The organism is uncultured Microscilla sp. (assembly GCF_947493425.1).
In the GTDB taxonomy this organism is placed as follows: Bacteria; Bacteroidota; Bacteroidia; order Cytophagales; family Microscillaceae; genus Microscilla.
On sequence record NZ_CANLRP010000057.1, the window covers coordinates 22071 to 44255 of the forward strand.

Consider the following 22185-nt stretch of genomic DNA (forward strand, 5'->3'; position numbering starts at 1 on the left):
AGGAGCAGGAAGTCGCACACTTTCTAACATCTAAGGACATAAGCTACACCGCGTTAAACTTGCGTTAGAGTGGACTTCGGAGTACCTCAGCAGGATTGAATATTTAAATAAACAGATGCGTGAGCCATCTGCGACAGGCTAAAGCTAATGGCTACAAGCTTTGTTAAGGAAACAGCATTGATATAACCACAAAGTAATAAAACTATCAAACCATTTTTTCCGCCTATTTTTATAAATTAGCCCCCTTTCTCAGGAATGAAAAAAACGATATATGAAACAGTTCACAAAGTTTTCATTGATTTATAGTGTTTGCTTGGGTTTGTTTTGGGGTATATTGCCTTCGTTGGCGCAAGCCCAAAGCGTGTATGCTCCCATTAACAACGACTACGCCCATCTCATTAAGCGGTATGAGATTAAAAATGGTAAATTTCTCAACAGTTTGCCTACCCAATTACAACCCTATTCACGCAAGGGCATTGCTCAACTTGCCGATAGTGTACAAAAAAACAGTACGAGGCTTTCGCCACAAGATGAGTTTAACCTTGCTTATTTGCGTAATGATAACTGGGAGTGGAGCAAAACCGCAAACAATGATACAAAGCGTCCTTTTCTGAAGTATTTTTTGGAAAAAAAATCTGATTTTTACCACTACCAAAGCGATGACTTTGAAGTACACGTAAACCCCGTGATTGGGGTAGGAGGTGGGCTAGAGCGGGGCGACATTAGCCAAACTCCCTACTTTAGCAGTAGAGGGGTAGAGCTACGGGGAATGATTAGTAAAAAAATAGGCTTTTATACCTTTTTTACTGATAATCAAGCGCTTTTTCCTACCTATGTCACCAACGAAATTACGCGACTCAATGCAGTGCCCAACGAGGGGTTTTATAAAAGGCCGTTGAACGAAGACAAGGTCGATTTTTTGACCGCATGTGGGTATATTACCTTTGATGTAGTCAAGAACATCAGCTTGCAGTTTGGGCATGACAAAAACATTGTAGGGCACGGTTATCGGTCATTGGCATTGTCCGACTACTCCAGCAATTATTTGTTTATGAAGCTCAATACCAACGTCTGGAAACTCAACTACCAAAATATTTTTGGGCAACTAACCGCCGAAGTGCTCAATGCCGATGGCTTACGACCCAAAAAATACTTTGCTATGCACCACTTGAGCGTAAACATTACCAAAAACTTTAACATTGGCTTGTTCGAGACTGTCATGTTTGCCCGTAATGATACCACTAACTTGAATGGGGGCAGTGGCACTTTTGACTTTAACTACCTCAACCCCATCATTTTTTATCGCTCGGCAGAGCAACAGTTGGGTAGCCCCGATAATGCCATGTTGGGAATGGACTTTAAATGGAACTTTTTGAAGCGGTTCTCTTTGTATGGACAGTTGGTCATTGATGAATTTGTGATTTCTGAAGTACGCAATGGCAATGGTTGGTGGGGCAACAAGCAAGCCGGGCAGTTGGGTTTATTGTACATAGATGCCTTGGGGGTAAATAACCTCGATCTGCGAGGCGAAGTAAACATTGTGCGCCCGTATATGTATCGCCACAATTTTAAGTACCGAAATTTCACCAATTACAACCAAGCCTTGGCGCATCCTATAGGAGCCAACTTTTATGAATTTATTGGTATAGCCCGTTACCAACCTGTCAAACGCCTCCAACTGGCCGCCAAAGTGTTGTATACCCGCTATGGAGCAGATAGCACAGGTACCAACTGGGGACGAGACATTTTTACGTCGCAAACTTTTCAGCAAGAGTATGGCAACCGAATTGCCCAAGGCATTGAAACTAACTTGGTATTTGCTGACTTTAACGCCAGCTACCAGTTGCTTCATAATATGTTCATCGACTTGCAGGCTACCCTAAGGCAGCAAACCAGTGTTTTGGGCACCCAACGCAACCTGATGGGTACGGTACGTTTTCGTTGGAACATTGCCCGGCGTTTGTATGAGTTTTAATTAACTCAGCGTAAAGTGATGTTGTCAGAAATGAGCCACTTAAGCTTATTTTTGACAACATTTCTCAAAAAGTAGTAAAAGCAAACATGAGAATGTGGGCACTCCATACGCAACGCTTTTTCTCTGAGCTCTGGCAGATTGTTATGAATGGCAGAATCTTTTCAACTGTTGTCCACGCACATCTATAGACATTAGATAACTTCAGCTCAAAAAAACTTAAGCCAAGTAAAAATAATTAAACACGAACGCTTTAAACCAGGTTCTAACATCTACTTTTTTCATTATACATACTTTTTTAAAAAAATGCCGTATAACAGGCAATACAATTATCAAAGTAAGAAAGATAAAATATGAAAAAGAGTAAGGCTGCTAGAGATCAGAGTAAAAATACCATGAATCGGCGCAAATTTTTAGGCACGGCAAGTTGTGCTGCTATAGGTACTACAACCTTCTTTTCCTCCCTTTTTAACTTAGGAATGACCAATGAAGCAGCGGCTCGCTCATTGGTGGCAAACAAAGATTACAAAGCACTGGTGTGTATACTGTTAGCCGGAGGCAATGACTCGTTTAATATGTTGATTCCTAACGACGTAGATACCTATGCCGAGTATGCCACTACCAGGGCTAACCTTGCCATTAAAAAAGACCGTATACTTGGGCTGCAACCCTTAGTAACCGGACAGCCTATGTTAGGGCTGCACCCGTCAATGCCCGAAGTCCAGGAGTTATTTAACAAAGGTGATATGGCTTTTTTGGCAAACGTAGGCACATTGGTACAGCCTACCACCAAAGCTCAATACATCAATCAATCAGTATCATTGCCTTTGGGATTGTTTTCGCACGCCGACCAAATACAGCAATGGCAAACCTCTGTCCCTCAAAGCCGTGCTGCCTATGGTTGGGGAGGGCGTATGGCGGATATTTTGCAGAGTATGAACACCAACCAAAACATCTCTATGAATATATCTTTATCAGGACGCAATGTGTTTCAGTCTGGCAATAAGATAGCAGAGTACTCAATAGAGCCACGGGGATTGGGCAGTGTAGGTATTAGAGATTATGGCGGTGATGATATGTTGGATCAAATTCGTACTACTGCAGTAAAAAGTTTGATGGAGCAGCAGTATGCTGATGTTTTTACCAAGACTTACGCGGATGTAGTGAGTGGTTCACAAGCCACTCATGAAATATTTAGCAAAGCCATTCAAAAAGTAAATGTCAAGACAGCGTTTTCTAAAAACGAAATTTCACAAAGTTTGCAAATGGTTGCCAAAACCATTGCAGCGCGTAAGTCGCTCAATGTAAATAGACAAACTTTCTTTATTACATTTGGTGGTTGGGATCACCACGATGGGGTATTGAAAAGCCAACGAAAAATGCTGGCGGTATTGAGCAAGGCGCTCAAAGAGTTTAACACAGCTATGCAGGAGCTACAAACCCATGACGAGGTGACTACTTTTACTATTTCAGATTTTGGGCGTACGCTTACCTCTAATGGCAATGGTACCGACCACGCCTGGGGAGGCAATGTAATGATGATGGGTGGGAAGGTAAAAGGAGGCAAAGTGTATGGAAAGTATCCTTCGTTGGTGTTAAAGAGCAACCTGGACGTAGATAATGGAGTATTGTTGCCTACTACATCTACTGATGAATATTTTGCAGAACTTGCTCGTTGGTTTGGGGTATCTAATACCGATTTAGTAGATATTTTTCCCAACCTGCCCCACTTTTATTCGCTCGGTAGTACGCCCCCCATTGGTTTTATGGCAGATTAAACACTTCTATTCAACCCAAACCTTTTTATTTTATTGATTAAATTATTTTGAAAAATGCCTTTAGTTCAAAATCAAAAAGATACCCTTTATCCTGCTGTACCCCTAAAAGATGCGTCAAGATTTTTGGCGCAAGCCACCCTTGGCTATCACTCAGAAAATATAAAAGAAGTAGCCCAACAAGGGTACAAAACCTGGTTAGACAAACAATTGGCTTTGCCCCGTAAAAGTGTACTTGAGGTAGGCGAGGAATTGAAAACCTATTTTTCAAAAAATGTAGATGACCCACCAGGAGTATTTCGTTTTAGGGCGGCGTGGTGGAACCTGGTGTTGGGGCAACCCGACTTGGTGCGCCAAAGGGTCACCTATGCTTTGAGCCAGATTTTTGTAGTGTCAGCGTTTGCCAACGATTTTTTTACGGATGAACCACTTGTTTCTAACGCTTATTATGAGCTATTGAGCAAGCATACGTATGGCAACTACCGCGATCTGTTGGCAGCCGTGAGCCGTAGTACTTCTATGGGCATGTATTTAAGTCATTTGTATAATCCCAAAGGAGATAAAACCAAAAATATTCACCCAGACGAAAACTATGCCCGTGAGGTAATGCAGCTCTTTTCTATTGGTTTGTATGAGCTCAACAATGATGGTACTCGAAAAAAAGATGCCAAAGGAGAGTTTATACCTACTTATGATAATGCGACCATTCGTGAGTTTGCCAAAATATTTACAGGTTTTGGTTGTGATTGTCCTACTGCCAAGTGGTTGTTTCCGGTAGACGACTTCGAAGGAGAAGAACGACACAAAGCCCTGTTAAGCCCAATGAAAATGTATGATGAATGGCACGAGCCAGGCCCAAAAAAATTACTGAGGGGCAAGGTAATACCTGCTGGACAAACTGGTATGAAAGATTTTAATGATGCCATTGATAACTTATTTTATCACCCCAATGTAGGCCCTTTTATTGGCAAAGCCCTTATACAGTTGCTCACCAGTGCCAACCCCAGCCCTGCCTATGTCAATAGAGTGGCAAACGCTTTTAATAACAATGGGCAAGGGGTAAGAGGAGATATGAAAGCAGTGATTAGGGCAATACTGCTTGACCCTGAAATAAGAAAGACTGGAGCAGAAAACAATCCTAAAGGGGGCAAGTTGAGAGAACCTCTTTTGCGTTATACCGGGTTTTTAAAGGCGTTTAAAGCCGAAGCTTCACGCGGGGTATTTATCAATCACTTGGTACGCTGGGAAGAAAGCATAGGACAAGCTCCTTTGTATGCCCAAAGTGTGTTTAATTTCTATTTGCCTAATTACCAACCCAATGGGGCAATTGCCGATCAGCAATTGGTGGCTCCTGTGTTTCAAATTCATAATTCATCTACTTCTATTGGGTACATCAATGAGGTAAGCGACTGGTGTTTTGAAAATAGCCCTTTTGGCGATGATGAGGACGACAGGCAAGGGGTACAGCGTCGTGTAAAGATGAAGCTTGACTTTGAAGAAGAAAACGAACTATTGGATAAGCCTAGAGAGTTGATAACGCATTTGGATATCTTACTTGCTTGTGGGCAATTGTCGACTCAGGCAAAAAAGGTGATGACTACAGCAGTTGCCAAAACACCTAAAGATCAACGCTTAAATATGGCACTTTTTCTGGTAATGATTGCCCCAGAGTATGCCGTACTGAAGTAAAGCGTATAAAAAAAGCCGCCTGTAGCGACAAGAATTGTTACAGGCGGTAAAAAACATGAGCCAACATAAGTAAGAACTTGTGAGGCATGGACTGTGCCTTATCGCTTACTGTTGTTTGTTTAAAAAGTAGTAAAAGCAAACATAATAATATTGGCGCCCATGCGCAGTGCCTTTTCTCTTAACTCTGGTGGGTCGTTATGAATGGCAGTATCTTCCCAGCCATCTCCCAGGTCACATTCATAAGTATAAAAACATACCAAACGTCCTTCGTAAATAATACCAAAACCTTGAGCAGGCTTGCCATCATGTTTATGAATTTTGGGCAAACCATTCGGAAACTTATATTTTTGATTATAAATAGGATGGTTAAAGGGCAACTCTACAAAATCGAGTTCAGGGAATACTTTCTTCATTTCTGAGCGGACAAATTTATCCAAACCGTAGTTGTCGTCTATGTGCAAAAAGCCCCCCGAAATCAGGTATTTTCGCAGGTTTTCTGCTTCCGAACTGCTAAACAGCACATTGCCGTGCCCCGTCATGTGTACCAAAGGATAAGCAAATAATTCGGGGCTACCTACTTCCACTACATCATCTTCGTAATGAATGTTCATTTGAAGGTTTCGGTTGCAATACTTGATAAGGTTAGGCAAGGCGGTTTTGTTTGAATACCAGTCGCCGCCTCCATTGTATTTTAGTTTGGCTATTTTATACGTGGCTTTTTGTGCCTTTACCAGACCCACGCTCAGGTATAAGCTCAGGCAGAGCAATACAATTTTTTTTGTGTTCATATGATTATTTATATGGTTTGATTATTCAATTATCTAAACCAGCCTTTAGAAATAAAGATGTAAGTTTCTACTTAAAGCTATTCATTGACAATATTCAGCAAATGACAAGCCGCTATGCCCGCAGTTTCGGTACGTAGCCGACTATTGCCCAAGCTCACCGCTTTAAACTCATTGTTGAGGGCAAGGGTTACTTCGCCAGGCGTAAAGTCTCCTTCTGGCCCAATCAAAATACAATATTTTTGGTGTTTTTGTGCTACATCCTTCAAAAAAACTCTTTCACCTTCGTTGAGGTGGGCTACATAGCGGGTTTCGCCTGGTGTTAGGTCAGCCATAAAATTTTTAAAATTCACCATTTCATTAATTTGAGGCATAAAAAATTTAAGTGATTGTTTCATAGCACTGAGGGCAATTTTTTGAATCCTGGGTAATTTTATCTGCTTACGTTCTGAGCGATCGCATTGCACAAAGCTTATTTGTTGGATGCCAAATTCTACCGACTTCTCTACAAACCACTCTATCCGGTCAATGTTTTTGGTAGGGGCTATAGCCACATGAATGTGGTACAGCGGGGCAGGAGTTTGCTCTATAGTATGTACAATGTCGAGCACACATTTTTTGTGGTGTGGTTCAGCAATTTTTGCCAAAAATAAATTTCCCTTGCCATCGGTTAGGTGTAGTTCATCGCTTTTTTTCATACGTAATACTTTCACGCAATGCCGTGATTCTTCTTCTGAAAGTGTGGCTTGTTGATGGGTGATTTGAGGACTATAAAAAAGTTGAGATAGTTTGAGCATAAAACAGATAAAATAAATTCTAAATCAATTTTGCAATCTACAAAACAAAATCCTATTTCAAAGCAGGGCAAATTGATAAATCCTTACCTGTTTCAAATCGGCTTTTTGCAAGGTGAAAAAGCAACAATTAATATGTTAAAAAGTGGCATATATTAGAGTAATTATCTTAATTCGCGAAAAAAAATGGCTAAAATAATACCACAGACCAAATCATAGTCAAGCCTACAAAAGGCAACAACATAATCTTTGGTATCAGTCGGACAGTGACCTGTTTCAATATTGTTTTTTTGCCAGAAGAATTGTATTCTACAAATAAATAATTACAACCCAAACCGCAGTTAACATGAATATTGCTACATCCTTTGCAACTTTAATTATTCTTATCCAATTTTTTATTACACCTCGTCTTTATCCTGCTTTTAAGGGATACATAGGCTTTTCATTTCTCTTTTGATTGTTTTATTATTCAAAAATACTGATTGTATAGACTCTTCTTTTATACAGTGGCTTGTTATGTCTTATAAGCTATTATTCAAACATTTAATTGTATTATACAAATGAATAATATGAATAATCAGTAAGTAGTAATGCCTGCAAAGAGGGTTTATCGAGAATTTACACATTATTGAGGTTATAATTTAAAATCACAACCAATGAAATTTACCGTAATCAACCAACCTGTAACTACTATTCTGAGCTGGCTACTGCTAGCATTTTTGCCCATTGCTTCGGCGCATGCGGGTCGCCCATACGTGACATCTTTTAAGATTACTAATCTGGCTGGTAATCATACTTTTGGAGATTATACAAACGATTTTTATGGGGTACCTATGAATGCCTTTAGCATAGAGATTGAGTTTGACGAAGACTTTAGGTCAGCGGTTACCACTGGGGCTATGATTACCTCGGTAGCCGACATAGTGGCAATGTTTGAGCTTTATCCTTATTATGATGGTACGCCCAACTCTTTGGTTGCAAGCAACATGGTTATGAGCAATGTAGATATTACACATAGCGGAAAAAAAGTAACTGTTTTGTTAAAATTAAAGAATGGTTTAAGGTCCAATACTTGGTATAGACTTAAGCTAAAAACAGGAGGAGTACAAGGAAAAAACTCGATTACTGGAAATTGGAGTAGAGATTGTCATTCTGAAGAGCTTGACTTTAAAACTACTAAAGAAATTTCCATCACTACTGGTACTTCTGAGCTTTTATGCCCCAACGATAACGAAACTACTATTTCGCCTATCATTATTGCCGAACAAGACCAATACAGTTTTACCCCAGGCGAAAGCCATACACTTACGCTGGAAATGAGTGATCCCGATTTTGTCATTAGCAACCTTTCCTCTGGTGAAATCAAGGCTGAAATGTATGGTTTGGGGGCAACTCAAGGTTTACCGGTGAGCTTGGTGGGCAACGAAATAAACATTGATATAAGTGTTGATGGTTCGGCGCATACCAGTGGCTCACTTATAATTTCGGGCATTAGGGTGAAATACCAAGGAACTACCAACAAGAGTGGTATATTAAGAGCAAAGCAAGAAACCGCATACTTTATCAGTGGCTTGTATATAGAAGGTAACCCTATGACACTGGCAAACCTTGAGGGTAGGGCAGTGATTTATGAAAATAGCTTTAACCTTGATACTGTAGACGTGGTGGGACCTCAGGCTATATGTGTGGGTTCTTTTGATTCACAAAACTATTTTGTGCCTCCAGTAAGTGGGGCTACACATTATATTTGGAGTGTACCTGCTATATTTAAAGATCCTGTGGGTAGTTTTTTGGTAAACTTGGGAGCAGGACGTTGGCAAACTCCTAACAATGCCATTAGCTTATTCTTAAAAGAAGGCACCGTTCTCGACTCTGGTATTATTTCGGTGCAGGCAATTAGGCAGTGCAAACAAGGCACCCCTTCCAAAGAGTTTACAATTACGATTAACCAACCCGATGCATTGGTGTTTGACAAACCCGTAGAACTATTAAGCAACGAGCACCCTCAAGTACTATCGGTAGTGTCACCTGCCAATGGCGAAATACGTTTTTCAGGCAGTGGCATTGTCAAAAACACCTTTGTACCCAACTTGATCTTAGGGCCCTATCCACGGACTGTTACAATAGATTATGTGTTTACCAGTGGTAGTACTGGTTGTGTAACCAAAGGACAGTTTGATATTAAGGTGTTAGATGGCAGGGTACCCAAAGACATGAAAATGTGGGTGTCACGCGATTTGGACAGCCCTTTTGTATATTTTAAAACACATGTGCCAACCGCAACCCCTGCTTGGGGCTGGAAGTGGACATTTGAGAATCAACGAAGTAATGATATTAACCCAACGATGGCGCTTCAAAGTCCACAACCTCAAAATGTTTCTTATAACCTGGAAATTAAGGATGAAAAAAGCAGAGAGTATTCAATTAATAAGTCGTTTCAGGTAACTATAGATTTTAATGGGCAACAATTGGGGAAGCCTACCCAGTTTCTGAAATCGGTAGATTTAGGAGCAAGCAACGACAAAATTAACAGTCAAAAATGGGATTTTGGTGATGGTACTACCTCAACAGACAATAGCCCAGCGCACACCTACAGCCAAGCAGGTAGTTATGTGGTAAAGCTTACCATTGTGGCAGAAGATTTCATTACCTATGAATTGACCAAACGCATTGATATTTTTCCTATAGTTGAGGTAAAGAAGAACTTGTTATATTCAGAGCAATTTGGCAACCTTACACACTATTGGGCTACCAGCGGTAAGGTAGACTCGGCAGGTATATTGATTCAACGCTGTAGTTGGCAACTCAAGACTCCTGCTGGTTTTGGGCATATTTCTGCCGATAAGGGCAAAGCTTGGGTTACTGATAATCAAAATCTGCCTCATGCCACCAGCAACCAAGCCCGCTATTATGCCAGAGAACATTCGTATGTAGAAAGCCCTTCTTTTGACATTACTGACTTGCAACGCCCTACAGTATCGTTTGATTATTGGGTAGATACAGATGCTGGGTCTGATGGTGTGGTGCTACTGTATACAGTTGACGATGGCAAAACCTGGTGGAGAGTAGGGCAGATAAACCAAGGCTTGCAATGGTACAACTCACGCCCTATACTGGGTAGCCCTGGTAAATATATGACCAACGACAATATAGACAATCAGGGCTGGTCGGGCAACCGCCAATACGAGCAAAAAGAAGGGTGGCAAACCGCAAGGTTTACCTTGGATGCAGCACTGGAAAAAATGCTGAAGTTGTCACGCAAAATTATTCGATTCAGAGTTGCTTTTGGTAGCAATGCTGATGATCCTCCCAATAAAAAGTTTGATGGCTTTGCCTTTGATAACTTCCAGATCAACAATCGAAACCGACTGGTGTTGATGGAGTATTTTACCAATCAGGGAGCGGCGGGAGCAGCAGGCAAAGACCAGCAGGCACATAACTTTGTAGTGACCAAAAACGAAATGATTAATTTGCACTACCATGTGGGGTTTCCGGGGCCTGACGAGGCCAACCAGCTCAACCACAAAGACCCTAGTGGACGATCTTTTCATTATGGTATTCGTCAGGCACCTCAAGTAGTAATAGATGGCAGTACGCTCGAATCTAAAAGTCTTGACATTGAGTGGGCAGAGCGCCTATTTTATTATCACACCCTTGTTATGTCTCCTTTTGAAATTAACATTGGCCAGGCTGAAATAACCAAAGGGCAGTTGAATTTCTCGGCTACGCTTACTGCGTTACAGGCATTTGACAAAAAATTGGTAGTGCATGCGGTGGTAGTAGACACTGCAGTAAAAATGGGGGGAGAAATATACCATCAGGTAGTACGCAAAATGTTGCCCGACGCCTCTGGAACTTTTTTGGCAAAAAACTGGGCACAAGGCGCTGCTCATACCCTCAGTTTTAGTTGGAATACAGGCAACATACCCATCGAAAGGTTAAAAGTAGTGGTGTTTGTCGAAAACTATGAAACAAGAAAAGTGTACCAGGCAGCATTATGTAAGGTAAACTTTATTCGCAATGAAAAAAATGAAGACCATCACATGGTTACTGGAGTTCAAAATGTTGAAAGTCAGGCGCAAACCATCATATATCCTAATCCGGCAACCCATACCGTAAGCGTTACTCTGGGCAAATCAAAGGGCTTGCCTGCTTTTGCTCAATGGTCTGTCACCAATGCCGAAGGCAAAATAATGAAGAAGGGAATCTTGCTAAAGCCAAGTAAGCAGTTAGTAGTAGATGTTCATCATTTGCCCGCAGGCATCTACCTTGTGAGGGTGCAAAAAGGGCAATGGGTGGTACAGCAAAAGTTCCGTAAACGTTGAGGTGGTAAGCTCTTTATGCCGTTGTTTGTGTCTCCCCTGTTGTGTCAAGTCTTCCGTAGGGCGGACTTGGCATGATTGATTATCAAAATACTCCGCCGTTGTTTGTGTCTCCACAAGCAATCTGGGTGTAAAAGCTTTGAGACAATGAAAGAAGGCGTCATACTAAGTAGGTGACACGTATTAAGCCGGAAGACTTAAACAACCCAGAATACTACGCCGTTGCTTGTGTCTCCACCATAGCCGTTAGGCTAATATTTTTTAGTGATTTAATCTGTCTTTCATTGCCAGATATTGATGTTTTAATCAGTGCTTGAAGATGGCGCGCTGCGTCCTCGCGCGTGCCCAGCCAATTCTACGATGGCACACGCGAGGATGACGTGCGCCAGCAGCAAGCTGTTTTTTTAGTTCTAAATATTTCTGTGTAAAAGAGAAGAAACACTTAGTTTTTATGGTTTTCTGCTTAGCCGTCAGGCTACACCCCTGAAATATCTTTCAGTGCCCAAGTTTTGGCGATTCGATCAGCGCGTGGGGACACTCGCTGAGGCGGTGACGGTATTTTTTAAGTGATTTTTTTACTATGCTCCTCTTAGCCTGACGGCTATGGTGTCTCCAGAAGCAATCTGGGTGTAAAAGCTTTGAGACAATGAAAGAAGGCGTCATACTAAGTAGGTGACACGTATTAAGCCGGAAGACTTAAACAACCCAGAATACTACGCCGTTGCTTGTGTCTCCACAAGCAACCTGGGTTGTTGCTGTGACCTTATCTGTATATAAAGCTTTTCTTTCGTTTTGGGCAGGTATATAGGTTGTTTGCATAAAAAAATGTTATTTAATAAACAATTGATGGATAAAATAAGTATTTCTTATTAACTTACTTTGTAAGTAGGTGTAGTGCAGCATTACTATGCAATAAACCTGAAAAACATCGGTTGGGAGGAATATTCATTGCTCTTCAATCAATACCCTGAACGAGGCAATACAACTTGACTAAACGATCGTCTTTTAGCTTATATCAACGGTAAGAGACCGTCAGTTTTTTAGGTTAACCACGTCGTTCAGCATATATACTTTTTGTATTACTAAAATTCTTTATTGTAGTGAGTGAAAGAATAAAAAATTCTAATTTCCAGATTCGTTTACCCTTACTTTTGGGCTTGGCTCTTGCCGGAGGTATGTTGCTTGGTGCCAATATGTTTGGAGGAGGCACCGCCAATGTCAAGGGAATCAAGGACGGATACTTAAAAATTAAAGAGATTCTTACCCATATCGACAACCGATATGTAGATACAGTCAATACCGATGATTTGGTAGACTATTCCATTGAAAAAATGCTGGAAAAACTCGACCCACACTCGTCTTACATTCCCAAAAAGAACATCAGAGAAGCCAAAGCTCAGCTTGAGGGAAGTTATGATGGCATAGGCATAGAGTTTAACATCTTTAAAGATACTATTTATGTAGTGGCTCCCTTATCGGGTGGTCCCTCTGAAAAAGCAGGGCTGCAGTCGGGCGACAAAATTATTAAGGTAAACGGTGAAAATGTTGCTGGAATTAAGATAAAAAACCAAGGAGTACGCAAGCGTTTGTTGGGTAAAAAAGGAAGCAAAGTAAAAATTGCTATCAAGCGTTCAGGTGTCAATGAGTTGATGGAGTTTACCATTACCCGCGACAAGATTCCACAAAATTCGGTGGAGGTAAGCTATATGATAGACGAGAAAACCGGATTTATAAAAGTAAGCCGTTTTGCCCGCCGTACTTATATCGAGTTTCGCGAAGCATTGGAAGGCTTGCGCAAAAAAGGAATGAAACGTATGGTGCTTGACCTGCGCGATAACCCCGGAGGCTATATGGATCGTGCCATTAAAATGGCGGATGAGTTTTTGCCAGGCAACCCCAAAATTGTATATACCAATGGCAAAGGCTCACGCTACGACTCGGAAGCCCGTGCCCGTTTTACTGGTTTGTTTGAGCAAGGTCCTCTCATTGTATTGATCAATGAAGGAAGTGCTTCGGCATCTGAAATTGTATCGGGTGCTTTGCAAGACAACGACCGCGCATTGATTGTAGGTCGCCGCTCGTTTGGCAAAGGTTTGGTACAGTTACCCATTGACTTACAGGATGGCTCAGAGTTGCGCCTGACTATTTCACGTTATTATACGCCTAGCGGACGCTCTATCCAAAAGCCTTATGGTAAAAACCCTAAGGAATACCGTTCTGACCTGCTGAAACGCTATAAAAGTGGAGAATTGTTTAGCGCCGATAGCATCAAGTTCAACGATTCGCTTAAATATACCACCGTTCGCAAAAAACGCACAGTATACGGTGGAGGTGGCATTATGCCTGATTACTTTATACCGATAGATACGAGCAGAAACAGTAAGTATTACCGCAATCTTTCGGTAAAAAATGTATTCCAGGAGTACTCGTTCAAATACTATAAAAACAACCAGAAAAAACTGGAAGCTTATAAACTGGATGATTACATTAAAAACTTTAAAGTAAGCCCAGTAATGGTAAAAGATATGATAGCGATGGGCAAAAAAGCGGGTGTAAAATACAACGCGAAGGAATTTAAACGTTCCGAAAAACTCATCAAAACCTTGGTCAAAGCGTTGGTTGGGCGTAGAGTATGGAAAGAACAAGGGTTTTACCCAATTTGGTACAGCATTGACCGAACTTATGTAAAAGCTTTGAAGTTGTTTGACAAAGCTGCGGCTATACAAGAGTAACTTTTCATAGTTGAGAGCGATACGCTATTTTTCTGAACTGCAAAAAATGCAAGCCTTTGTGTTTTTTGCAGTTTTTTTATGCCTTTTATTACAGTTTTTTTGGGGAGTAAAAATAGACGAGGTGTATAATGGTTGTTTGGCTTTTTGTCTCGTTATAACCGAAAAGTGTTGATTAGTATGATAATGGCTGTTTGGCTTGTTGTCAATACCGGTTTTGGGAGAGATGGACTAGCTTGATGCTATTTGGAAAAACCTCAAACAAACTTTATATTTAGCCCCATTCAAAACTCAGGTTGGGCATTACTTGCTTTTAGGGAGCAACCAACAAATAGTATACGCATTTGCTGGGTGATACTTTACCCTGATGCTTTGTTAAATTTTTTGACCATAGCTATGGCTATGCTCGCAAAATTTGCCGCGCCTCAGGGCGAAAAATCACCCCTCAGGGTGTAAATTTATTTTGGTACCATTCCTTAGTGATGTGTAAAAAATAAAGTGAGCTGATTCAAGAAAATATTTTGTTTTCTGATGATCTTAAAAAAATGAACATAGCTTTGGCTATGAGATGTTTTTTAAGAGAAATCAGGAGGCAAAAGATACACTTTAATGGCTCAACTTATTTTTGCAGGATCACTTAATAAACACTTTGGGTTTGAGGTGGGTTACATTAGACAAAAAGGTAAAAATCACTTCGATAATATTAATTATGGCTTATTACTATAGATTAGGGAACATACCCCCAAAACGACATACACAATTTAGACAACCCGATGGCAGCCTGTACCACGAAGAACTGGTAAGCTCTAAAGGGTTCAGCGGCATTTATTCTAACTTATACCACATTTATCCACCCACTCGTATTCAAGAGGTGCTTAAACCTGAGCCTTGCGCACACAAAATAGTGCCCGACTTGCCATTGCAACAAGTACACCTCAAAACCTCAGTACAGGGAATTACCGGAAAAGACTACCTAGATGCACGCCGCACCTTAATGGTAAACAACGACGTACGCCTGGCAATTTGTAATCCATCGGAAAAGAAAATGGATTATTATTACAAAAACGGCGAAGCTGACGAGGTGATTTATGTACACGATGGTAGTGGCTATGTATATTCTCAGTTTGGTAAGTTGCGCATCAAAAAAGGTGACTACGTGGTGATTCCAAGAACCACTATTTTCCGCATAGAGTTTGACGAAGACCCCGTGCGTTTGCTTATCATAGAGTCGATGAGCCCCGTAGAAACCGTGAAGCGTTACCGCAACGAGTTGGGACAGCTAGAAGAGCACTCGCCTTATTGTGAGCGCGATATTCACCCACCGCAAGAGTTGGTAACCGAAGAAGACAAAGGTGAGTATCTTGTAAAGATAAAAAAACAGGGCTATTTGCATCAATACCGTTATGAGCACAGTCCACTGGACATTGTAGGTTGGGATGGCTTTTTGTACCCTTATACTATTTCTATTTATGACTTTGAACCTATCACGGGGCGTATTCACCAACCACCACCAGTGCATCAAATGTTTCAGGCACACAATTATGTGATTTGTTCTTTTGTACCTCGCTTGTTCGACTATCATCCGTTGGCTATTCCAGCGCCTTACAATCACAGTAACATTGACTCTGATGAGGTATTGTTTTATGCCGAAGGGGACTTTATGAGTCGTAAAGGGATAGACAGAGGTTCGTTTACCTTGCACGTAGGTAGTTTGCCCCATGGACCACACCCTGGCACAGTAGAGAAAAGCATTGGAGCCAAAGAAACCCACGAGTATGCAGTAATGGTAGATACTTTCAAGCCTTTGTTTTTGACCGAAGAAGCTATGGAGTTTGTAGATAAAAACTACCCTATGAGCTGGACTGAGTAAGACTTTGCCTAATATGATATAAAAAAAACTAACCCCACTTCATTTGTTATTGAAGTGGGGTGGTTGCTTTAAAGAGGTAATGAAAATATTTAAACCACAAATTTCTCTTTTTGTGGTTGTACCTGCCCTTCACGCAAATCTTCTTTAGTCAATATCTTAAACCCTTCGGCACGTGGCATTTTGTCAATGGTTTGCAGCAATGTTTCGGGGGGTACAGCAAGCTTGCGTGCCTTAAGGTTGAGCCAACCACCCGATAGTTGGGTTTGGGCAGCATGGGTACCATCTTGCTTGTAAAAGTTGTGCAAAAATCGGAAAAACAGCTTATTTTCTGACAAGCCCTTGAGCTCCATTGTGAGGTAAATGATTTCGTTGGGGAGAATTTCTTTAAAAAAATGAGTGGTTTCCGAAAACACAATAGGTCCTATGTTGTGTGCTTGAAACGCCGCCTGCGAAAAGCCGTTTTCGGCTAAAAACTTAGTGCGAATATGCGCCCCATAGTTTACATAAGCCGAATTTGCCAAATGATTGTTGGGGTCAAGGTCTGACCACCGCACTTCTACACTAATATAATACTTGTTGTTCATGGGGCAAAGGTAAAATAATTGGAGGTTTTTGCCTAACAGGTACTTCCACAAAAAAAGCCCATCACTTAAGTGACAGGCTCCAATTCCTTTTTGCGGGATATATTTTTGGCTCAATTAATTTCTTCCTGGGCATAAAACTCAAAAGGCAACTCGGTAATAATTTTGAAGTGGTTGCCCAACTCTTTCATATCTTCATCTTCTTCTTCGTAGTACCATTCTACAGTTACTGGATGCTGCTTATTTTGCAGCTTTTTTAGTTTTTTCAAAATTCCCATCAAATAATCAGAGGTACTGGTGTTGAAGTATACCAGCTTAAAAATAATGATGGTTCCTTTGTTTTGTGGGTTTACTATATACTCGTCGATCAGGTCTAACAAGGGAGTATAAAAACTGTCGGCATCTTCGGGAATAGAAATGCCTGTAAGTTCCAAAATTCCTCTTTTTACGTCGAAATGAACCTTTGGAGTTTTATTGGTTTGTTCTATGCTAATGCTTTGCATAAAGGAATTATTAAGTTGATTATAGGTATCAAGTAGTCAGGCAAAATTAAAATCTATTGTTTTACTGTCAAATGGTTTACAAACATCAAGCAATATTTGTTTATGCCCAAGTACTTATATCAGTTTAAATATAGCCTAAACTTCGTCAAAAATATAAAATATTTGTTAGAACTAATTAAATAAATCAAGGGATTTGTTTTAATAATACAAATTCTGCGCGCTTGTTTGTATACAAGCAAAATACCTTGCCAAAAAAACGGGATAGTTTGACAAAAACAAAGTGGTGACTGATAACCTGTCGCTTTAGGCATTGGTAACAAGAAAGTGGCTATACAAACCCTGAATGCCTCCGTTTAGCGAAAAAATTAGTGAATGCCTGTAGAAATCGCTAATTTAACAATTAATACAACCAATGTATCTCAAAAGGAAGGTTATAAGAAACCCTTTCACACACAAAGTGTTTTGATAACCTGCCGAATAATATACAAAATAACAATCATATATCACATAGTAATCTGTAAAAAATAAAGTGCTCTTTGAGAACAAACTATTTTTGTAGGATTGCATAAACCTTAAAACAAATTTTATGGCAGCTTACACACTTCACGTGAACAACAAAAAATTAAAGGTAGAGGCAGAAGCCGATACTCCTTTGTTGTGGGTATTACGCGACGAACTGAATCTTACCGGAACTAAGTTTGGCTGTGGCAAGGCTTTGTGCGGAGCCTGTACTGTGCACCTCAATGGCAACCCCGTACGTTCTTGTTCTATGCCTATAGCCGCTGTACGCAATGCCAAAATCACTACTATAGAAGGAGTAGCCCAAGGCAATACCTTGCATGCGGTACAGCAAGCCTGGATAGACGAAGATGTACCGCAATGTGGCTATTGTCAGTCAGGGCAGATTATGTCGGCGGTAGCCTTATTGTCGAAAAACTCCAAGCCTACCGATGCTGATATCGATGCGGCCATGTCGGGCAATATTTGTCGTTGTGGTACTTATGTGCGCATTCGCAAGGCCATACATCGTGCGGCCAAAGCAATGAATTAGTGTTTAAATTACCTGAGTAATCTACACCAGTATGCCTAAGTATACAAGGACTTATGGCTACCCAAATTTTAGCTAACAATTGCCCGAAACAGAACCCAACCCAATGATGGAAAAGAAATTAAACCGAAGAAACTTTATCAAAAGCTCGGCGGTAGCCGGAGGCGCTTTTGTGCTGAGCTTTAGCATGCCTTGGGGCAACAAATTGATGGCAGAGCCCGCCAAAGTGCATGAAATGAATGCCTTTTTAAAGATAGCCAAAGACGGTACCATTACCATTATGGCTAAAAACCCTGAAATAGGGCAGGGGGTAAAAACTTCGCTCCCTATGATTATAGCCGAAGAGTTGTGCGCCGACTGGCGTAAGATAAATGTAGTACAGGCAGACCTCGACAGTAAATATGGACCTCAGGGTGCTGGAGGTAGTACAGCTATCAACCGTCATTGGAAACCCCTGCGCAAAGTGGGTGCCACCGCCCGTGAAATGTTGTTGGAGGCTGCCGCCAAAAAATGGGGCATAGACAAGAAACTGTGCTATGCTGAAAATGGTACCATTAAAAATAAAAAGAACCGCAAAAAATTATCTTTTGGTGAGCTTGCCGAAACCGCAGCTCAGGTGCCAGTGCCTAAAGACCCCGCCCTTAAGCCAGACAAAGACTTCAACCTCGTAGGATCGTTTAAAACTGGAGTAGACAACCAAAACCTGGTACAGGGCAAAGTAACCTACGGGCTAGACGCCCAACCCAAAAATATGGTCTATGCCATGATTGAGCGTTCGCCTGTTTTTGGAGGCACTGTGGCGAGCTACAACGAGGCCGAAGCCAAAAAAGTAAAGGGAGTATTAAATGTAATAGCTATTAAAGAAGGCTCTACCACCCAAAGCGTAGCCATTATAGCCAAAAACACTTGGGCGGCTATCAAAGCCCGGAAAGTACTCAAGGTAAAATGGGATACCAAGGGCAATGAAAAACACAGTTCAGACAGTTATGACAAGGCTTTTAAAGCGGCTGTGGCAAAAGACAATAAAAACCTGCGCAATGACGGCGATGTAGACAAGGCCTTTAAAGAAGCTAACAAAGTACTAGAGGCTACTTATGAAGTGCCTTTTGCTACCCATGCACCAATGGAACCTATGAACTGTACCGTGTTGGTAACTAAAGACAGGTGTGAAATTTGGGCGCCTACCCAATCTCCCGGAAGGGCAGCAAGCATTGCTAAAAAAATAACCGGACTTAAAGCAGCTCAAATTCAAGTACACATGTTGAGGTCGGGTGGTGGCTTTGGACGCAGGTCAAACGGTGATTTTGTAAAAGAAACGGTATACCTTGCCAATGAACTCAAACAACCAGTAAAGCTGGTGTGGACGCGTGAAGATGACAATCGCTTTGGATTTTATCGCCCCGCGAGTATGCACAAAGTGAAGGCAGCCCTCGACAAAGAAGGTAGACTATCTGCCTGGAAGATTCAATGTGCGGGAGCGTCAGTGGCTAAGTTTTTTTCGCCTAAACTTGCCCCACATCGTTTTGATATTTACCCCGACAATTTTCCTGCGCAGTTTATCCCTAACTTTCAGATGCAATACACAGCAGTAGATACCTACATGCCATTGTGGTTTTGGCGGGCTCCCGGGCACAATACTACCGCCTTTGTTGACCAAAGTTTTTTGGATGAACTGGCGCATGCTGCCAAAAAAGATCCACTTAAATTTCGTTTAGAGCTATTGGGGAGCAACAACAAAGACTACCAATACAAAGGACACGGAGGGCCTACTTTTAACAATGCCCGCATACGTGGAGTACTGGAGCTTGCTGCTAAAAAGGCAGGCTGGGGCAAAAAAATGCCCAAAGGCAGTGCTCAGGGCATAGCAGTTCATTTTACTTTTGGTACTTACACCGCATTGGTGGCCGATGTATCGGTAGATAAAGAGGGTTATGTAAAAGTGCATAAGGTAGTGGCAGCCGTAGACTGTGGCAAAGTAGTGAATATGAGTGGTGCCAAAGCGCAGATTGAAGGGGGGATCATTGATGGCTTAAGTACCATGATGAATGCCGAAATTACCCTAAAAAATGGAGCAGTGCAACAGAGCAACTTCCACGACTACAAGTTGTTACGTATCAAAGATGCTCCAGATGTAGAAGTACATTTTGTAAAAAGCGACAAAGATCCGCAAGGCTTGGGTGAGATGAGCTTGCCTCCGTTGGCTCCGGCAGTAGGCAATGCTATTTTTTCAGCTACCGGCAAACGGGTGCGTAAACTGCCTCTTAAAGATATGAAAGTATAAAACTGAGTCCAAAAGAGAAATAAAAAACCGGGTTTGAACAACTGTTCAAATCCGGTTTTTTATTGGTGGACATTTGCTGTCCACTTGTGGGCACTTTGAAATTGAATACAGGATGTTTTTTGTTTGTAAGTATTTGATAATGAGTTTTTTGTAAAAGTGGTCTTACTCTTGTAAAGCGATTTGACCAGTACAAATAATAAAAAACAAAAACCTGTTACCCAAATGAAAAATCAGACAAAACATTCACTCTTGTGTTTACTACTTTTTATATATGTTTGGTTACCTGTTCGTGCCCAAGATGGCACGCCTAAACACCAATCTAAAACCGAAATAATAAAGGCAGTGGTAGAAAAATATTGCCAAGACCACCCTTTTTCGGGTGCGGTGCTGGTGGCTCAAAACCGAGAGTTGGTGTGGAAAGGTGCCAAAGGTTTTGCGAACAAAGCAACTGAGCAAAAGAACCTAATCAATACCAAGTTTTTGGTAGGGTCGGTGTCCAAACAGTTTACCGCAATGATTGTATTACAGTTGGTGCAAGAAGGCAAACTTAAGTTAGACGATTTGGCAATTAAATACTTCCCCTTTTTGCCTAAAGAAAAATCAACAATTACCATCCACCAACTACTTTCGCATACCTCAGGCTTGGGGCATTACTCTAAACTAAACGTAAACGCTAAAAAATTTATGTACAAGCCTGTTACTCCAATAGAATATGCCAAAGTAATAGCTAAAATGGGGATGGTGGCAAAGCCAGGCAAAAAAATGTCTTACAGCAGCATGGGCTATATATTGTTGGCTGCTATAGCCGAACAAATTACCGGAAAAACATTTAGTACTTTGCTTGAAGAGCGCATTGCACGTCCTTTGGGGCTCAAAAATACCGGATTTACTTTAAACACCAACGAGTTGCAAAACTTTGCCTTGAGCTATGATCTTAAGAACCAAAAAGCTGCTACAGACAACGACTTTAGATTTAAACTCAACAAACCACGCCATCAATCCAACACTTACTCTACCGGAGGCATTCACTCTACTGTAGAAGATATGTTGGTTTGGTTCAAAGCCCTCGCCACAAACAAATTGCTGAATAAGGAGCTAACTAAAAAAATGTTTACGCCCAATTTGGGTAACTATGCCTATGGTTGGTTTATCAACGACGTACGACTTACCAAAGCATACAAACTTACCAACATCATTAGCCACGGAGGATCAGTCAATGGTTTTCGTGCCGCAGTAAGCATGTTCAACAATCAGCAAGACTTTGTAATTATTCTTGCCAATCATCCATCGCGTATCTGGTTGCTGACTGCCGAAATCAAGAAGGCCCTGGATCGAAAAGAGTAATTACGGTTTTTTAAAATTACGAATGGTTTAATTACGAATTACGAATGGTCGCAAGCAAGGCTAAAAGCTTCATACAAACAGTTAAACAAAGGCTAAAGCTAATCAAAGCTCAAAAAAAGGCTAAAAGCTAATGACTTCATACAAAAACAGTTAAACAATTACGAATTACGAATGGATCAATTACGAATTGGCGCGAAGCGCAGCTAAAACTACAGGTTACCGATTCCTAACTAATTTGCAAATATGATAATTAAAAGCTAAAGGCTAAAAGCCAATCAAAGCTCAAGAAAAAGCTAAAGTTCGTCGTAGTTCAAAAAAAGGCTAAAAGCTAATGGCTTCATACAAAAACAGTTAAACAATTACGAATTACGAATGGATCAATTACGAATTGGCGCGAAGCGCAGCTAAAACTACGGGTTACCGATTCCTAACTAATTTGCAAATATGATAATTAAAAGCTAAAGGCTAAAAGCCAATCAAAGCTCAAGAAAA

At 41.1% G+C, this 22185-nt stretch carries 13 protein-coding genes; 9 read left to right on the forward strand and 4 right to left on the reverse strand.

The window, feature by feature from the left end; all coding sequences use genetic code 11:
• Positions 1 to 271: 271 nt before the first annotated feature.
• The 3 genes from Q0954_RS15910 (at position 272) to Q0954_RS15920 (ending at position 5436) form a co-directional block, all read left to right on the forward strand.
• Entirely contained in the window at positions 272 to 1975 is a 1704-nt protein-coding gene (locus Q0954_RS15910) for a hypothetical protein (protein WP_299458483.1), read from the forward strand.
• A 350-nt stretch (positions 1976 to 2325) separates the two neighbouring features.
• Complete coding sequence (locus Q0954_RS15915; protein ID WP_299458484.1) at positions 2326 to 3750, forward strand: DUF1501 domain-containing protein; 1425 nt, start codon at positions 2326 to 2328, stop codon at positions 3748 to 3750.
• 54 nt (positions 3751 to 3804) lie between these two features.
• A complete protein-coding gene (locus tag Q0954_RS15920; protein ID WP_299458485.1) occupies positions 3805 to 5436 on the forward strand; it encodes a DUF1800 family protein in 1632 nt (543 codons plus the stop codon).
• A gap of 119 nt (positions 5437 to 5555) precedes the next feature.
• Here Q0954_RS15920 and Q0954_RS15925 read toward each other — a convergent pair whose 3' ends face one another.
• Together Q0954_RS15925 and Q0954_RS15930 are read right to left on the reverse strand one after the other, a co-directional pair.
• Entirely contained in the window at positions 5556 to 6224 is a 669-nt protein-coding gene (locus Q0954_RS15925) for a DUF4159 domain-containing protein (protein WP_299458486.1), read from the reverse strand.
• Positions 6225 to 6301: 77 nt separating this feature from the next.
• Positions 6302 to 7018 carry a 16S rRNA (uracil(1498)-N(3))-methyltransferase gene (locus tag Q0954_RS15930; protein WP_299458487.1) on the reverse strand — a complete coding sequence of 239 codons (717 nt, stop codon included), beginning with the start codon at positions 7016 to 7018 and terminating at the stop codon, positions 6302 to 6304.
• A gap of 653 nt (positions 7019 to 7671) precedes the next feature.
• Between Q0954_RS15930 and Q0954_RS15935 the strand changes: the two genes are divergently transcribed.
• The 3 genes from Q0954_RS15935 to Q0954_RS15945 all read left to right on the forward strand — a co-directional run bounded on the left by Q0954_RS15935 (position 7672) and on the right by Q0954_RS15945 (position 15936).
• Positions 7672 to 11340, forward strand: a complete 3669-nt coding sequence (locus Q0954_RS15935) for a PKD domain-containing protein (protein WP_299458488.1) — start codon at positions 7672 to 7674, stop codon at positions 11338 to 11340.
• A gap of 1097 nt (positions 11341 to 12437) precedes the next feature.
• Positions 12438 to 14069, forward strand: a complete 1632-nt coding sequence (locus Q0954_RS15940; protein ID WP_366916747.1) for a S41 family peptidase — start codon at positions 12438 to 12440, stop codon at positions 14067 to 14069.
• A 706-nt stretch (positions 14070 to 14775) separates the two neighbouring features.
• Complete coding sequence (locus Q0954_RS15945) at positions 14776 to 15936, forward strand: homogentisate 1,2-dioxygenase (RefSeq protein WP_299458489.1); 1161 nt, start codon at positions 14776 to 14778, stop codon at positions 15934 to 15936.
• Between the two features lie 89 nt (positions 15937 to 16025).
• On the opposite strand, the gene Q0954_RS15950 is transcribed toward Q0954_RS15945, so the two are convergent.
• Complete coding sequence (locus Q0954_RS15950; protein WP_299458490.1) at positions 16026 to 16520, reverse strand: thioesterase family protein; 495 nt, start codon at positions 16518 to 16520, stop codon at positions 16026 to 16028.
• Between the two features lie 110 nt (positions 16521 to 16630).
• Entirely contained in the window at positions 16631 to 17020 is a 390-nt protein-coding gene (locus tag Q0954_RS15955) for a DUF1987 domain-containing protein (protein WP_002701024.1), read from the reverse strand.
• Positions 17021 to 17606: 586 nt separating this feature from the next.
• Here Q0954_RS15955 and Q0954_RS15960 point away from each other — a divergent pair.
• The 3 genes from Q0954_RS15960 to Q0954_RS15970 all read left to right on the forward strand — a co-directional run bounded on the left by Q0954_RS15960 (position 17607) and on the right by Q0954_RS15970 (position 21693).
• Positions 17607 to 18071 carry a (2Fe-2S)-binding protein gene (locus Q0954_RS15960; RefSeq protein ID WP_299458491.1) on the forward strand — a complete coding sequence of 155 codons (465 nt, stop codon included), beginning with the start codon at positions 17607 to 17609 and terminating at the stop codon, positions 18069 to 18071.
• A gap of 79 nt (positions 18072 to 18150) precedes the next feature.
• A complete protein-coding gene (locus Q0954_RS15965; RefSeq protein WP_299458492.1) occupies positions 18151 to 20349 on the forward strand; it encodes a molybdopterin cofactor-binding domain-containing protein in 2199 nt (732 codons plus the stop codon).
• A gap of 222 nt (positions 20350 to 20571) precedes the next feature.
• A complete protein-coding gene (locus tag Q0954_RS15970; RefSeq protein WP_299458493.1) occupies positions 20572 to 21693 on the forward strand; it encodes a serine hydrolase in 1122 nt (373 codons plus the stop codon).
• Positions 21694 to 22185 lie beyond the last annotated feature (492 nt).